The 17,559-nt window shown below is 33.9% G+C and carries 9 protein-coding genes; all 9 read right to left on the bottom strand.

From position 1 onward, the window contains the following. Nucleotides 1-131: 131 nt before the first annotated feature. On the bottom strand, nucleotides 132-3,251 hold the full coding sequence (locus QTL86_RS20230) for a hypothetical protein (protein ID WP_410495899.1): 3,120 nt from the start codon (nucleotides 3,249-3,251) through the stop codon (nucleotides 132-134). A 200-nt stretch (nucleotides 3,252-3,451) separates the two neighbouring features. Next, a complete protein-coding gene (locus QTL86_RS20225; RefSeq protein WP_410495898.1) occupies nucleotides 3,452-8,506 on the bottom strand; it encodes a carbohydrate binding domain-containing protein in 5,055 nt (1,684 codons plus the stop codon). Between the two features lie 301 nt (nucleotides 8,507-8,807). Continuing rightward, nucleotides 8,808-9,581 (bottom strand): beta-glucanase, encoded by a 774-nt coding sequence (gene bglS, locus QTL86_RS20220; RefSeq protein ID WP_127064797.1) that lies wholly within the window; start codon nucleotides 9,579-9,581, stop codon nucleotides 8,808-8,810. 165 nt (nucleotides 9,582-9,746) lie between these two features. Further along, on the bottom strand, nucleotides 9,747-11,033 hold the full coding sequence (locus QTL86_RS20215) for an ABC transporter substrate-binding protein (RefSeq protein WP_127064798.1): 1,287 nt from the start codon (nucleotides 11,031-11,033) through the stop codon (nucleotides 9,747-9,749). Nucleotides 11,034-11,138: 105 nt separating this feature from the next. After that, entirely contained in the window at nucleotides 11,139-12,005 is an 867-nt protein-coding gene (locus QTL86_RS20210) for a carbohydrate ABC transporter permease (protein ID WP_127064799.1), read from the bottom strand. Beyond that, a complete protein-coding gene (locus QTL86_RS20205; RefSeq protein WP_013658935.1) occupies nucleotides 12,005-12,979 on the bottom strand; it encodes a carbohydrate ABC transporter permease in 975 nt (324 codons plus the stop codon). The genes QTL86_RS20210 and QTL86_RS20205 overlap by 1 nt, the downstream gene beginning before the upstream one ends. Nucleotides 12,980-13,052: 73 nt before the next feature. Next, entirely contained in the window at nucleotides 13,053-14,450 is a 1,398-nt protein-coding gene (locus tag QTL86_RS20200) for a sugar ABC transporter substrate-binding protein (protein ID WP_127064800.1), read from the bottom strand. 131 nt (nucleotides 14,451-14,581) lie between these two features. Then, nucleotides 14,582-16,309: a sensor histidine kinase gene (locus QTL86_RS20195; RefSeq protein WP_410495897.1), complete on the bottom strand. Its 1,728-nt coding sequence runs from the start codon at nucleotides 16,307-16,309 to the stop codon at nucleotides 14,582-14,584. 13 nt (nucleotides 16,310-16,322) lie between these two features. Beyond that, nucleotides 16,323-17,417: a response regulator gene (locus tag QTL86_RS20190; protein WP_190283450.1), complete on the bottom strand. Its 1,095-nt coding sequence runs from the start codon at nucleotides 17,415-17,417 to the stop codon at nucleotides 16,323-16,325. Nucleotides 17,418-17,559: the final 142 nt, after the last annotated feature.

The raw sequence follows: 17,559 nt of genomic DNA, 5'->3' as shown, positions 1-17,559 counted from the left end.
GTAAGCGTTTAAATACTCAATGCGCTTATAACAAGGGGAGTTTTTTTATCATGTTTCGCCGTTTGTTTCAATAATTGATTGATACCTTTAATACGTCTATTAAAGCTATTACTTTATTGTATCTTTATTTTTTATACGCTTAATTCTATATGTATACTACTCACTTGATGATTTCTTACGTCTTCAGCCATTCTACCTATCACCTTACTTTTGGCTACTTTCTTGCTACCATCTTTGTAAGTAAGAGTGATATGCATCACTTGAGCTTTACCTGGTATGACATCTTTCTTTTGTGTTAAATGATAAACCACTTCTATATCACCTAAGAACTGACATTTAACTATTTTATCTTCTCCTATCAAATAAGCTGGCAGTGATGGTGTAAAGCTTAATGTTAACTCACCTTTTTCCATTTTAAAGGGTTCTTCACCCAACATCATGATTTGCCACATATGAAGAAACTCTGCTGTAGACCCACTTAATCTAGCTACAAAACCTCTACCATGAATTTTTTCATTAGGGTTGGCACTACTTGCAATGAAGGATGAATTCTCTAAAATGCTTCTACCATATACCTTTGGATCAAGAAATGGTACTAGTGTATGTCGAAGTGACTCAAAATAGGCTTCATATAAACCGGCTCTAAGCAGTTCGAGTAAGTACTTATATTCCATGTGTAGCCAGATAGATTCATTTTCTAACCAACCTGGTGTAAAGGCTTTGGCACGTCCCACTTCAAAAGAAGCTTCTTTTAATGGTGCATTCACTTTATACATCTTAAGCTTTGCATCATAAAATTCACTTGCTTTTACTTTTTCATGTAGTGCTTTAGCTACCTTTTTACCTTCTTCTACTTTGAGGTATCTTACAGGCCCTTCTAAAAAGTAAGGCATACAAATAACTTGGAACTGACGTGGTATAATCACATCTCCTTCCTTGTCATACGCTTTTACTTCATAACTAAAGTACGTTGGACATAGGCCTTCTCCATAAGCCATGGCTTTTTGGGTGCCTTCTTGTAATTTTTCCAGCCATGATGTTAGAATAGCTTCTATCTCAGTGGAACTTAGTGTTTGTTTTTCTCCTTCAATTCCCCATAAAATAGCTGCTCTATAAGTTTCTTTCACTTGATTTACTTGATCCCAGTATTCAAGTTCTGTAATTTTTTCACCTTTATAACTGACAAGTGCTTCTTGAATTCCTTTAATAAAAGTAGTCATTTCTACTGGTAAAGTCACCTTTTCAGGATAAGCTTTAATCGCTTTTTTCATAAATTCTATCATACGATAAAGTTCATAGGTTTCTGCCATGGAGGAACCAAAGATACCTGGGAGACCATTTAAAGCATCATACCAACCTGGTTTGCCACCTTCCATCTCAATCCCCATGCCATAAGGATCTAGCGTAGCAAATTTATTAGTGGCTAGGATCATCATTTTCTCAAACAAGTTTGAAGTATAAGTGTCACCTTTGCCATTCTTTTCTCTGGCTGTCTGATGCGTAACACCTGCTTTCACATGATGATCTATAGCATTGTACTGTCTAACCCCATTTTCTGTTAGGACGTAGCGCTCACTTCTTGGCCTTACTGTTGCAGCACTTTCAAAGTATGTATAGGTGTGGTCTTCAAAAAGCAAGGCTTTTTCTGCTTCTGGATAAATGCCTAAATAGCTTTCAATTAGATCTAGATTATAAGTCCAGTGATCAGTCCAGTAACCCTCACCGAATACTGCTTGGATATGAGGCTCTGATACCTTCATAAGTTCTGAGATAAATAGCTCTCTTGAAACTTGTAATGTTATATTGTTATCTGTAAGGGCTTTTAGTACGCTACCTGGTGTAAAAGCTTTTGAAAGAAGCTCTTTAAGCAGCTCATTTTCTCCTAATACTTTTAAAATATTTATTTGATTTTCTTCAGTTAATGTATAGTTAACTCCTTGTACATTTAGCGGGTTATAACCATCTAATTGAATCAGGTTATAGAATGTCTTAATGTTATAGTCTTTTACAAAGTCTGCAAAATAAATGTCACAGCGTCTATTTTGATTCACATCTCTAAAGTTAGCATTGCCTTGTGAGTAGAACTCCGGACTCATGCTAAAGAAGTTGTAATCTCTTTCTGTATCGCCATGCTTACGAGAATAAACGTGATAAATATTTTCTTCGCCTAATTTTAAAGGCATACCACCACGAAGAACATTATCCAGATAAGTTTGTTTACAATAAGCATCAAATACTTGTGAAGCTGTCTTAGTCTCTATCACCTTGCAAATCTCTTCTGTAAGAGCTTTAGCTTCTTGGTATTTGTTTTCAAAGTAACTGCTTCCGGTTACCTTACTTTGGAACTTTTTAAGCTGCATCTTATTTTCTACTTGCCCTATTAAACTATAGAAAGTATATGTTTCTCCTGGCTTCAACGTCATCCTGCCACTAAAGAAACCACATGGAAGTGCATTTTGACAAATTTGTTTTTCGCTAAGAAAAGCTGCTCTATCTTTTGTGATAAAGCCTAGTGGTCTAGTAAGAGAAGTGTTTTGCATAAAGACTACTTCACTATCCACTATTGCTGGTAATAACTCACCTTTTTCAGTCATTGTGAAGTAGAAATGTCCTCCTTTAACCTCCTTAACAACAGCAGAGTCTTCCAGACTTGCGCGTACTGAGTAAAATGGAACTTTTTCTTCTACATTTTGAACTTGCATCCATGCTTTAACAGTTTGTCCCATCATCTTCATGGAGCTTAAATCTACACCATATGGAATTACTTGTGGCATACCATCTAAGAATTCTACTTGAAGGGTTTTTTTACTAATATTTTTAAGAGTTACTTGACGTACTAAGCCTCCAATGTCTTCATTTGGTAGAGTATAATACAGAGCATTAATTTGAATACCTTCCATAGGGTTCTTTTCATCTACTTCCATCTCATTAGAGCCAATATACATGACTCTCTCTACGCCTTCTTCTTTGGTATATTCATTATAAAATGGTTCATAGTATTTCCCATCTACTTTAAGAAAAGTTCTAAACCCGACTGTACTTACATTTTGATAAGCTTGTTGAGCAGCATGAAACTCCATAATAGAGTGATTTTTATCCCTCACCCCAAAGCTTGAGATTCCTTGACCTCTATTAACGTAAAAACACCAAATAGGTATTCCCATAATGCCGCTAATTCCTGGCAAAAAGCTAGCAAAAGAAGGGCTATTGGTGTAATCTTCTATGATAAATCTATTCATGTGATCAAACATATCTTTAACTCCTTATATTTTATTCTAATTACTTTAAAGTACCAATCATGTTAGAAGTTTATACTCTCTAATTCTATATTACATGATATAAAAGATGACTTCTAAACGATATAGAAGTCATCTTTTAAGTAGGAATAAACCTTTTCAATTCGTTCCATTTGAATTAACTATTATCTTCTATTCTTTCTTCTGCCTAACTTCTAGCTAATACCTCCACCCATAAAAATCTTGAATTCTAACGCCGAGCTTGTATCTAATCCTACTACGAATTCATAAGTAAAATCTTTAAAATCGTTTGTTAATTCAAAATCATTAAAAAAATACTCTGCATAACTAGCATTAGATGTCAACATTCTAATCTTCTTATCTCGATTAGCCTTTCCTTTAAAAGAAAGGGAATAAGCCTTACCCTTTTCTAAAGCAATGTCAGGTTGGAAAATAATAACATCCCAAGGATTTGTCCCCTCATTGGTAATCGTTGCTTCAGCTGCACCTATAGCAAAATCAAATGTTACATTCGGTCCCCCTGTCACCCAATCACCTTGTGAACTAAAGTCTCCATCTTGAAGGATATTAGTAGTAGTACCTTTTTCTACTAATATAAGGTCATCCAATGTCACTACTAACTCACCACTTTCTTCTGCTGGTTTTTCGTAAAGTATAACATTATCAAGTGTGATTTGATTTTTGCCATTATGATATGCTGCAGTCCACTGGTCATAGCCCATTTGGAATTTAAAGCTTAGATTAGATGCATCTTCTTTTGTTACAGTAAATTCATATTCATAGGTGTTATTACCTTCTTGTAAATTAATAGTTGGAGCATATTCTCCTATATATTCACTACTTGATGTATCTTGAAGAGCAATACGCAAACTAGATGCTGTAGTAACATTAGCATCAAATTTTACACCATAGGCCTTTCCTTTTTTAACTGAAATACCTGATTGTTCTAAAGTAATCTGCCATGTATCTGCACCACTATTATCAATATCTACTTGGACACCTCCGTTATGAATAAACGTAGCTTCAGCAGTTCCTGCTTTCCAGTTATTCCATTTGAAATCTTCTTGGTTCTCAAAATCCCCATTTTGTAAAAGGTTAATGATTGATGTTGGTGTATCTTCCCCACCTTCTTCTTCATTTTCCTCTCCAGGAACTTCTGTTAAGTAAATATCATCTAGGTTAATAGTAGTAGGGACTGCTCCCTCTTGTTTTCCTGCATCTAATGATATTTTTGCATTTGCATCTGTCTCATTAGTCATTGTAAATTTAAAGGCATATTGATTCTCTGTTTCTGTCATATCAAAGAACTGATCACTTGATAAATAATTCGTATATGAATAATCTTCTGCTTCATGTCCTACACTTACTTTTAACTTTGTTGCAGCTTCACTTTTAGCTTTAAAACCTATTTGATAAGTCTTTCCTTTCTCAAGCTTAATGCCTTTTTGAGAAATTTGTATTTCCCAGGGATTTTGACCTAAGTCACTAATATCCACTTGTAAAGCTTTATCTACTACTGTTATATCAGCCTTTGCACCTGCATCACTAGCAATATAAGTACTCCAGTTGTTTAATTCATTGTTGAATTGCCCATTTTTTATCTCTGATTTTAGCTGCAAACCATCTTTTACTTCACATACGATATTATCAATAGTAACTATATGTTCTCCTTCTGGTGCACCTGGTGTAGTTCCTATTAAAAATTTAAGACCTAGGTCCTTATCTCCATCTGCCGGCATAGTATATTCAAAGCTATATTTCTGCTTTTCTGGAGTTAAAGTTACATTCTTTTCAAAGAACGCTCTCCAAGTACCTTCTTCTTCTGTTTTAACTACCATATCTCTTGGAAGTTCTGATGATGCTTCAAAGGAAATTACATATTTAACACCAGCTGAAAATGGTACATTGTTTTGTGCAAGCATAACGCTCCATGGATTAGCTCCTAAATCAGTAATTGAGAATTTTGCCTCACCATCAAAAGTAACTTCTCCTTTTCCACCTTCTATGAAAAGTCCATTCCAGTTTGCTAACCCATTTGAAAAGTCACCATTTTTTAATGGGAATATATTAACATTTGAAAAATCTTGTCTAGTTTCTACGATACTAATCTCATCTAATACAATATTCGTCTGATCCACACCACCCATTTCAAATACTAATCTACCTGTATTAGTACTAGCACCTTGTCCTTGTAATACAAATTCATATTTCTGCTTTTCAGTTGTTAAGTCCACTATCTTCTCTGCGTAAATCGTTTGCCCATCTTCTCCTAGAAGTTTTACTTTTAAGGATTGTGGTGTTTGTGCCTTTCCTTTAAAAACTACCGTATAGCTAGCATTTTCACCAAGTTTTAACCCTCTTTGATCAAGGGTAATATTACTTAAATCAGAGCCTCCCTGGTTAATTTTGATATGTAAATCACGTGTAGATTCTGGAACACTCATGGTTGCAGCTCCACCATTTTTAACTTCTAAATTCCAGTAGGTAAGCCTATCTAGTTTACCTTTATCGAATGTACCATTATAAATAAGGCTACCATTTTTAAGCGGCACTTTAGGTTGATTAAAGTCTTCTACAGCTGGTTCACTTTCAACTTCTTCTAGCTTAACATTACCAATCCATACATCATTCGCATCAAGTCCAAGATTAAATTCAAAACGTGCTGCAATATCAGTATTATTTTTCATAGTAAATGTTTTTTCTATGTGTTTTACCTCAGTACTTAAAGTTTCAGAATAACTGTCAGAGTATACAGCATAGCCTCTTGCTTCTCCACCACCGACTTTAAAATGAATATCTCTATTACTTTCCGCCTTTGCATCAAAAGATAATTTATAAGTTCTACCTCTGCCTAGTGTTGTATGTTGAATCATTTGAATAGAATAATCTTGATTACCTGGATCTTTAACTGTAATCTTTGCAAATGGCATACCATTTACTGGTTCAACTGCTGCTACTGCATCTCCTCCAAAACTATCCTTATAAAGCAGGTTCCAACCTTCCCCAAAATCCAAATTTCCTTCTTGATTATCTTGTATACCATACGCTGTGTAAGTATTGTCATAAATCAAATTACCATCTGTAAGTGGCTTTCTTGCATCTCCTGGAAGATCAGGTATTTTAGAGTCAGGGTCTACGGCTTCTGGATATTTTCCATCTATACTTTCATAGAAACGTACATAATCTACTTCCATAGCATATTCTTTACCACCATCAAAAATAGAGTCGTCTACTTCTAGATTAGTGCCTACACCATCATACCAGCCACCTAATGCTAAGTTTAGAATCATATGGAATTCTTTATCAAATGGTGCTGGGAAAGCATATCTTTCTCCTGTTTCTGGATCTGTTGTAAACCAGTTATCTTGGGTTTGATAAAGTTTACCATCTACATACCATCTTATTTCACCTGGTTGCCATTCTATGCCATAGGTATGGAAACCATTAATGCTTTCGCCTTCTGGGAAGGTATAACTACTCCCTGATTGAGAGTTATCTGGTTTCTTTTCTCCATAATGTAAGGTTCCCCAAACTTGATTAGGAACACTACCTCTACTTTCCATAATGTCAATTTCACCTGAGCTAGGCCATCCTGTGTATTCATCATTTTCAGGGAGCATCCAAATAGCTGGCCATAATGATTTTCCTAGTGGCAACTTTGCCCTCACTTCTACTTTCCCATACTTTTGAGCATATCGTCCTTTTGAAACCATACGAGCTGATGTATACTTATGAGTCACACCATCAATTATTGTATCTTCTTTTTTAGCTGTTATAGTAAGCTTGCCATTGCCTACAGTTGCATTCTCTGATTGATAAACTTGCTTTTCTTCATTTAAATTTAAAAAACCATTGTTATAAGTCCATTTAGTAGTGTCTACTTGATTGCCATTAAATTCATCACTCCAAGCTAGCTTCCATTTTGTTTGATCTACAGTATCTCCTGTATCTGGCTCATTTTCTCCTGATGAACTATCACCTGAAGAACTACTTCCACTAGAAGTATTTGTATGAATACTGGATTGAACTCCTGACGCTGTCACTACTTTGATAGGCGTTACTTCTGTTTTTACACCTGTTACATTTTCATTTAATTGTTTGATTTCACCTTGTCCTAATATTTTCACAGCACCATCAGCTACTAGTAACTGAATTACAGAGCCTTTTACCATTTCAATAGTAGCCATATCGGCATTTTTGTCTTGTGTCGTATTAGGTAAGGTTATTAGCTTATCTGCTATTAGTGAACTATTTAATTTTAATATTACATTATATGGTACCGTAATCTCTGAAAAGTCTCCTTCTAAAATCACTTTTGAGTGATTTCTTAACTTAACAGATATCTTTTTACCCTTATTAACTATTCTAACTGGTTTTATAACTTCTATATCCATAGCATGAGCTAAACTTACATTGTTAAGCTTAACAGAGTTTTCTCCTCCTCCTTCAACAAATATAGTCCCTTTTACTGTAATATTGTCTAGAGTTATATCTCCTGTGCCTATACCTTCTGCTAAATATAAGTTCCCTGATATGGTCATGTCTTTAAGGATAACATCCTTTGTATTTACAACTAAGTTGCCATCTATGCTTTCTTTATAAGTACCCGCTTCTTTTATAATAGTAGATGTTAAGCGGTCAATGACTACTATCATTTCTGCTCTAGTTAAATGCGCCTTTGGTGCAAAGTTGCCATCAGGCATACCTACCATATATCCGTTTCCTATCAAAGCATTTACTGCTTCTGTTGCCCAGTCAGATATAGCTTCTTGGTCTTTAAATTCTTTGTTATTAGTACCTGATAATTTATAAGCTTTAGAAAAAGCATAGGCTAACTCTTCACGAGTAGCAGGTTCATTAGGATTAAAGTTTTCACCAGCATCATTCATTATGCCTGCGGAGCTGATATGGTCAATAGCTGCTTGATACCATTTAGCTTGGTCCACATCTTTATAACTTTTAGAATTTGTAGTGTCTTCTAATGCAAATATACGGTCAATCACAGCCGCAAGTTCTGCTCTTGTAACTTCTTTCTGAGGTCTAAAGCTACCATCCTCATAGCCTGCTATAATATTACTTTGGCCCCATTTATTAACGGCCTCACTATACCAAACATTTTCTTTAACATCATTAAAGAATCTATCTGTTGTAACTGGTGCTGCTATACCATTAACTTGTATTTGTGATAAGACCATTGCCGTCACTAATAAGCTACTTAATCTTTTTTTTCTAGTGCTAATTTTTATCATAACTTCCTCCTCATATGCTGTATTTTAATTCAATTTAACTTTAAATGCGTCTGGTCCTTTCTTATAAAGTATCTAATAGAAATCTTTCTATACATTCAAGTTTCTTCTATATTTAAAGTAGCAGTTGTATGACAAGAACTTGCTAGATACTAAAAGTGCCCTTTTAATTTACTATCACATCAAAATACCTATACATATAAAAATGGCAATTATTAAAACAACTGCTACTAAGATACCTAATTTCTGCATGTTATTAAAGATTATTTTAGTATCTCGGTATTTTTTCATTTATTCTTTCTCCTTATTTTTCATCATACGCTGTAACTCTCATCCAATCATACTCAGCTGTAAGTGGAACTGTTCCATCAAAAGCATTTAGCCAACTATCTACACCTGTACCTGGCCATACATTCATCATTACTTTTGATGGTGTTTGAGGAATATTGTCTACTGCTTTATATACCTCTACTCCATCTACATACCAGGTAATAGAATCCTTTCGCCATTCGAAGGCATATTCATGAAAATCTTCAGATGCATCAAACCCTAAATCATACACATATTCATGTAGACCAACACCATTTGTAAAATAATTAAACTGAACTTTTGTTGTATCTTTACCTAAAAATTCAATATCAATTTCATCCCAAGGGTTATTATCACTAGGACCTGTATAAGTAAAGAATGAAGATACAACACCCTCATTTTTAATAGGTTTCATACGCACCTCATACATACCATAGTGATACATACTCCTTGTTCTATATTCTGCTCCTGACCATTTTGGTGTTGCGCCTTCTTCCTCCTGATCAATTTTTAGATGCATAGTATCGTTTTCAAAGGTTAAATTCGCACCTCTCCACGTACAATCAAACATACTTCCATTTGAATAAGCATCTGCTTTTTGCATCAGCTCATCTTCTGGCTTATCAAACTCTAATTCTAACGCTACTGTCCCTTCTAAATTTTTCATTCCTTTTTGCGCAACATCCCCCCCCACATAATCTTGATTTCTAGTACTACATCCACAAAGAAATAGGCTGGCACTTAATAATATTACAAGGCCTCTTTTCATCTCTATACGTCTCCCTTCAATAAACTATCTTACTATTTAGTATAGAGAATTTAACTATTATCAAAAAGTTGATAAAGTTACGATTAACCTAGGTAAAATTATCAAAGATATTTGGAATCAAAAAAGCTCTTGTTTACTATTTATTTCTAGTAAACAAGAGCTTTTCTATTTGGATAGTCCTTCAATAAACTCATCTGCATTTATTTTTCTACTCATCAGTTGTGCTAGTAAATCGTAGTATGTATCACTCAAGACTTCATCAAAAATCTGGTCATATGCTGGATGTATAGCTTTAGTTGGAGCTACTTGTGCACACTTATATAGGGTTGGAAACTTATCTTGATTAATCACCTGATTTTCATATGCTGGTAATCCAATGCCAGCAGTTTCTATAGCCTTTGTAGAAACCTCTTTGATAATATCAAAGTATACTTTTTGTAATTCTTCATCTTCTACAATTGGACTTTGTTTACTAACCACCAATGCATCTGAATAGCCACCTACTCCTATTGAATCTGGCAGTCCTGGAAAAGAAATAACATCTATTTTATCTATAACTTTAGACTCTTCTCCTTCAATACTAGAAGCAGTCCAACTTCCAGACAATAACATAGCTGATTGTCCTTGTGAAAATAAATATGCTGCATCATATGCATCACTTTCTAAATAATTATCCTCCCAAGGCTGTGTCGCTATAAGCTTTTCCATTTTTCTTGCAGCTCTATGAAATTGCTCTGTTTTAAACAGCCTAGGATCTTTACTAGCAGCATAGACGCTCTCAACACTACCTTCTTCTAATACTAAATCCATATAATATAAAGAATTCATCCACATTTCTTTAGCACTACCACTAATAGGCGTTACCCCTTTTTCTTTAAACTTTTCTATAGCCTCAATAAACTCGTTATAGGTAGTAGGATATGCCACACCATACTTTTTAAACAAGTCGCTATTGCAGAATAAACTAGAGCACCAACCATTGATAGGCATCCCATATATTTCACCATCATATGTTACGCCATCCATTGCTCCAGGTAAAGGTTTCTCACCATCATAATATTTTTTCATTGCATCGCCAATATTCCAAACCAAATCTAAATCTACATATTTTTTAAGTTTTTCATACCCCCAGAAAAAATAAATATCTGGAAGCTCATTAGTAATAGCAGCATTTTGAATGGTTGATTGATAAACTTCATTTTTAAAAGTAGTAATTTCAATTTTGATTCCTTCATGTTCACTTTCATATGCTCTAGCTACTTCATTCAGAATTGTTTCAATACCTCCATGAATAGTCCATATTTTTATTACTTTTATCGGTACGTTCTTAGTATTTATATTTTCTGCATTTTTTACATCTGAATAAATGACACATAGTAGTATTCCTAAAACAGCTGTTAAAACTAATATAATACTAATGATAACTCTATTTACGAATTTATCATCCCCCATATTTGTCACTCCTTTAGCATAAAAATCAGATAATTATATATTATGTAAATTATAACATCAAAAGCAACCTTATACTATAATAAGGCTGCTTCTTTTCTGAGAATCTTATGCTTTAACTGAACCAGCAGTCATACCTCTTATAAATTGTTTTTGTAAACCAAAGAATATAATAAGTGGTGGTAAGGTTGTTACACAACCAGCCGCCATAAGTAAGTCATATCTATTTTGATAGTTACCTACATATAACCTTATACCTACTGGAATAGTTGCCACATCTGAAGAAGTGGTAAGTACCCATGCAAATAATAATTCATCCCATGCCATGAGGAAGATATAAATTCCTGTAGCAATTAATCCAATTCTAGCAATAGGTAATATAATCTTTATAAAAGCCCCAAACTTACTACAACCATCTATAATCGCTGCTTCCTCTAGTTCTGTGGGAATACTTGCAAAGAAGCCCCTTAAAATCCAAATACTAAAAGGAATATAAAAAGCCGAATATACTAAGATAAGGCCTCCATAAGTATTGATAATCCTAATACCTGTAGCATCTTGGATCTTGATGAATACAAGATACAGTGGTAATAGGAACATAATTCCAGGCACCATCTGAGTAGCTAGTACTGCTGCACCAAATATATTGGAGCCTGGAAACTTAAATCTTGCTGTAGCATAGCCTGCAAAGGTAGCTATTAATAAAGCAATTGCAGTTGTAATACCACACACGATAACACTATTTTTAAAGTAATTGAAAAAGTCTACGCTCTCCCACATTTCTTTATAGTTTCCAAAATTATTAGGAATACCAAATTTACCTGTAGCAATATCCCCTTGTGTCATTAAAGAAGTAATTGCCATCCATACTATTGGGAATAAAGCAAGTATAACAAATATCCATACAACAATGGTCCCTATAGTATCCATTATGTCTTTCGTTCGTTTTTTCTGAGATAGTCTTTGTGTTTTCATTAGTCATTCACCACCAAATCATTTTGGAATACTTTGTACCATACACCTACTAATGATAGTACACAAATCATGACAATAACTGTTGCTGCAGCACCAGGACCGAATTGCCAAATTTGGAAAGAGTTACGGTTAATATTAGTCATTAATAAATCTCCATATTTTCCTGGGAAGCCTGCACCATGACCAAACATCATTGCTACAATATTAAATGAATATACATAGTTGATAATACCGTTAAGAATCTGAACAGATAAAACAGATCTTAAAAGTGGTAGTGTAATATGTCTAAATTTTTGCCATGTATTAGCACCATCAATTTCAGCTGCTTCATAATAGTCGTCTGGTATCTGCTGAAGTCCTGCTAAAAGCATTAACATAACAAACGGAACTGTTCGCCATATAGTTGGAATCATAATGGCTACTAAAACCTTAGGGCCTGTCAGCCAATAAGTCCCCTCTGGAAATATGTGTAAAATATCTACTATGATTTTATTGATAACGCCATCTTGTTGCCACATGAAGCCCCATAATAGACCTACTACGAAGGAAGGTACTACCCAAGGTGTCATTAATAATGTTCTAGCCAGTCCTTGAAATCTAAATTTCCTATTTAATAATACTGCAAGTAATAGCCCTATACTAATTACAAGGATACTACATATAATTGCAAAAATTGCTGTATTCCTAAACGCATCAAAGAAACCTGAACGCAATGTACTATTAGGATCTAACAACACTGTTTTATAGTTACCTAGTCCAATAAATGGCGCTTTTAAGAACTTTTTAAGTGTAAACTGGTTTAAATTGAGAAATGACATCATAATTCCTGATACAATAGGAATTACATGAATAATAATCATGGCAATTAATGCTGGTGTAATCAGCCCATAGGCTAACTTATTTCTCTTGATTTGATATATTAATCCCTTTTTAGGGACTTTATTGTTATTAGAAGCCTTTTGAATCTTAGCCATATCGTCTCCTCCTGTCATAATATATCTGCTCTATGATATTCATAGAGCAGATAATACAATCCTATACTGTTATTTATTGCTGACTATAGATTGTTGTACATTCATTTGCTGTTTGATCTAAGAATTCTTTTGTTTTAGCTGGATCATATGTTCCAAATACACCCATAATATTATCCCATACATTGCTTAATCCTTTTTGAAGAAGTGTTTCTGATGGACCCCATCCTGCAACTGAAGGGTACGCCTTACCATATTGTAATTGTTCTTTAAATGCTGCACGCATTTCTTCATTTGCTACGAAATCTGTTTCATAAGCCGCATTAACTGTTGGTAAGTTTCCACATTTTTCTTGGTAAGCAACTTGTGCATCTGTTGTCATTAAGAATTCAATAACTTTATAAGCTGCTTCTTTATTTTTTGAAGATTTAAACACAGATAATGCACTACCACCAAAGAAAGCATATTTTCCTTCTGGACCTGCTGGGAATGAAGCTGTACCAATTTTTTCAGCAAGTTCTGGTTGTTCTCTTCTTAAAGTAGCAATTTCATATGCACCTGAGAATATTGTAGCAAATTCACCTGCATTGAATAATGCTTCAATCTCTGCTGAGTTTTTCTCTAAAGCTGGCATACTCATAAGTCCCTCTGATGCGAGCTCTGAGTAGAATTTAACACCAGCAAACGCTTGGTCTGAATTGATAATACTTGTCTTATTGTCTTCAGCGATGAAGTCTCCGCCTGCACCCCAAATCCATGGTGCATAGTTATGAATAACGTTCCAGTCATTCTTACCTGGCATACCAAGAGCTGGTACTTTAACACCATCAATCTCTACATCTTTCATTTTAGCAAGTGCTGCTTTAAAGCTATCCCATGTTTCAAAATCTTTTGTAGGATCAACACCTGCTGCTTCACAAATATCTTTTCTATAGAATAATGCTCTTGTATCAATAAACCATGGTGCCGCATATCTTTCTGCACCAGCTCCAAGAATTTGTGTTGTTGGAAGTGTAGCTTCTACGAAAGCAGCTTCCCCACCAAATCTATCATACACAGGTGTTAAATCTTCTAAAGCATCCATTGCTGCAATTGCTGCAATTTGTGTTGTTCCAAGTTGGGTAATATCTGGGCCTTCACCACTTGTTGCTGCTGTAGTTAATTTTGTCCAAGCTGAACCCCAGTCTAATACTGTTGGTTGTACTTCAATATCAGGGTTGGCTTCATGGAATGGTTTTAATATTTCCATTAAATCTTTATCTGGCTCACCACTATTTGGCATAATCCACATAGTAACTATTGTTTTCTCTCCTGATTCTGTATCTGTTGGTTTATCTCCTTCTGGACTAGCTGATACAGTTGCTTCTGGTTTATCTCCTGGTGTTGAATTAGCTGGTTTATTTCCTCCACAACCTATCAAAGAAGTTGCTGCTACTGTTGTTGCTAAAAGACTAAGTAATAGTTTTTTCTTCATTTATCTCACCCTTTTGTTATATATTTGATAATCAAATTATAAACCTAGGGTAATATTTTTTTAACTTAACAAAATTACGATAATACATAAAAAAATTAACTTTGTGTGTGTTTTTTTATGATATTTCCCATTTAATAGGGTATTTTTAATAATATTTTTGTATATTCTCCACATTTAGAAGTGATTTCTATTACCTCATTTGTATCTTTTAAATCATAACAAAGTAAAATTCTAGCTATTATTGCCTTAAGGCCAAATCCTGATTTGACTTCTAGCTTCTCACCTTTCATAATTTTATCTATCATTTCTTCACTTATGCCTACGCCATCATCTTCTATACTAATATTCATTATATTTTTAGGCTTATCCAGTTTAATATCAATATGTATATTTACAGGTTCTCCTAGCTTCCTTATACCATACTTGATACTATTTTCTACTAAAGATTGTAGTGTAATCTTAGGTATTTTATTCTTTAATGCTTCTTCATCAACATCATATGTTATATCTACAATATTAGGATTTCTAATAATAGCAATCTTTACATACTCTTTTACAATTTGTAACTCTTCTTCAATAGTAATTGTATCTTCTCCAGTGCTTAAGCAAGCTCTATAATATTTTGCTAGGGTTTTTATTAGCTCATTGGCCGACTCTTTCTCTTCTATGGCAACTAGTATACTTGCTGCATTTAGCGTATTATATAAAAAGTGTGGTTTGACCTGATGATTAATAATGGAGAGCTCTAATCGCTTTTGTAACTTTTCTTTTTCTTTTACTTCACTTACAAGGTCCTTTATTTCTTCCATCATCTCATCTAGTGCACACGTAATATCATACACTTCTGTGTAGCCTGTATCTATTGTGAATCTTGTATCTAGTTTACCTTGCTTTCCTATTACTCTTGCTTTATCTGCAATATTCTTAAGCGGCGAAACAACTTTTCTCTTTATAATTAGTGAAGCCCCACTAAGAAAAATAATATTCATAATCACTGCAAAGAGAAGTATAGTATTCATATTATCATTAGTTCTAGCTTGGATATTAAGTCCCATAATCATGCCATTTAATATCGACATCTCCTGTACTGTATAATAGTATTTTTTACTACCTTCTTTGATGTAATGATATTCCTTACTTTTCCATTTAATAACCTCTTCTAGATTATCTAATTCTAAATTATCTGGTATTTTTAAAGTTGCCCCTGAGCTATCTTTAATAATTACTTGCATACTAATGTTTCTTAAAATATCATCGCAATCCTTATTAAAATCTACAGGATCTAAATACACAACAAGGTATCCTAATGGTTCTAGTCTAGCCTTTGATCGTATGACTCTAGCCAGATACAAGGTATTTCCCACTTTTGGTTCTAATACATTGGTGCCTATTCCCCAATAGGCACTTCCTTTTTCTTTATCTATCGCCTGTAAATCAAATTGTTGTAAGAATTCTTCATCGTTTTTTAAGTAACTGGGTTCCTTAAACTCTGAAATAACATTTCCTTCCCTAGTAATAATGTGAATAGACCTTATATTATTTCTACCAACAAGGCTATCTCTTAAAAGTCTATTAACCAATCTAATATCGGTTTCATCTTTCCTAGATAATGCATTCTGAAATAATAAATTGGTAGCCAAATCTGATGATATTCTTTCGCTCTCCTGCATGTGCCTAGTAATAAAATAAGATACTGTATTTAAAGCTTCTTGATCTCCCCTTTGAAGCTTATAGTTAACCTCTCTTTGTAATATAGCTTGAAATAAAAACATCCCGAAAAAAAGGGAAATTCCCATAGTAATAAGATAGCTTTTTACTAGAACCCAGCTTACACTCTTGATACGCTTTTGTTCTGTCATATTTTTATAGGAACTACTCATATTGCTCATTCACCACCTTTTTATATTCATTAGGTGTCATATTGCTATACTTCTTAAACAATCTTGTAAAATAGGTAGTATCTGTATAACCTAATAAATCACAGACTTCATATACTCTAAGGTTCTCTTCTCTTAACAAGAATTGGGCGCGTCTCATCTTCATACGTGTAACAAAACTAAGGAAATTCTCTCCCGTTTCCTTTTTAAAAAGGCTACAAAAATAATTTTTACTTATTGATAAAGTTTCACTGATCGTTACCAAACTAATTTCTTCATCTATATGTTCTATTACATATTGGCAGGCCTGCATCACTACATTATCTTTATAAATAACCCTACTCTCTTCAAAAATCTCAATAATCTCTCTTACATTTTTAGAGAACTGACTGATGAGATCATCTTTTGTATTCTCCTCTTGCTCTCCATAATGAAGGTATTCTTCTATGTTTTTGAGTTTACCTAGATAAGCAAACTTTTCTTTTACTTTCGTAACTAGCTCCTCTAATATGTATGAAAACCTCACACACATACTAGCAACATCTCCTTCACCAAAACTCTTTTCTTCTTTGATAATCTCTTCTAGCACCTCTAATGCCTTTGGATTGATGGTCATGGCATATTTAATAAGCAACTTATCATTCTCTCTTGAAAAAGTTCTCTCTTTACCCATGTTTGCACTATATAACTTATATCTATTTTCATTGTCTAACTTTTCTTGGAGTTTCTTCTTGATATCTTTCAGGGTTGCTATAATTTGCTCTTCTTCTATAGGTTTTAAAATGTAATCTGTCACTCCATATTTAATGGCACTTTTAGCATATTCAAATTCTCCATATGCTGTTAAAACCACTATTTCTCCTGAATACTCTTGTTTTCTTGCTTGTGCCATAAAGTCTATTCCATTCATAATAGGCATTCCTATATCAGTAATAATTAAATCTATATGCTGATTAGTAAGCTGTTCTAATGCTTCCTCACCATTTTCTGCTTCACATGCTATTATAAAACCTAATTCTTCCCAGTTTATAAGTTTTTTCAATCCTCTTTTTACAATAGGTTCGTCATCTACTAGTTGTACAGCATACATAAGCATCCTCCTTGTCAACAATGAGTGTTCTCTTTTTATATTATTTTATATATAATTATTATACTATCTAAATTAACTAAGTTTATATTATTTCAAAAAAAGAGTCGAATTTTATCATTCAACTCTTTTTATCTCTTGCTTT

This window comes from Cellulosilyticum sp. ST5 (assembly GCF_046529625.1).
Lineage (GTDB): Bacteria > Bacillota > Clostridia > Lachnospirales > Cellulosilyticaceae > Cellulosilyticum > Cellulosilyticum lentocellum.
This window is presented reverse-complemented; position numbering and strand designations above follow the sequence as displayed.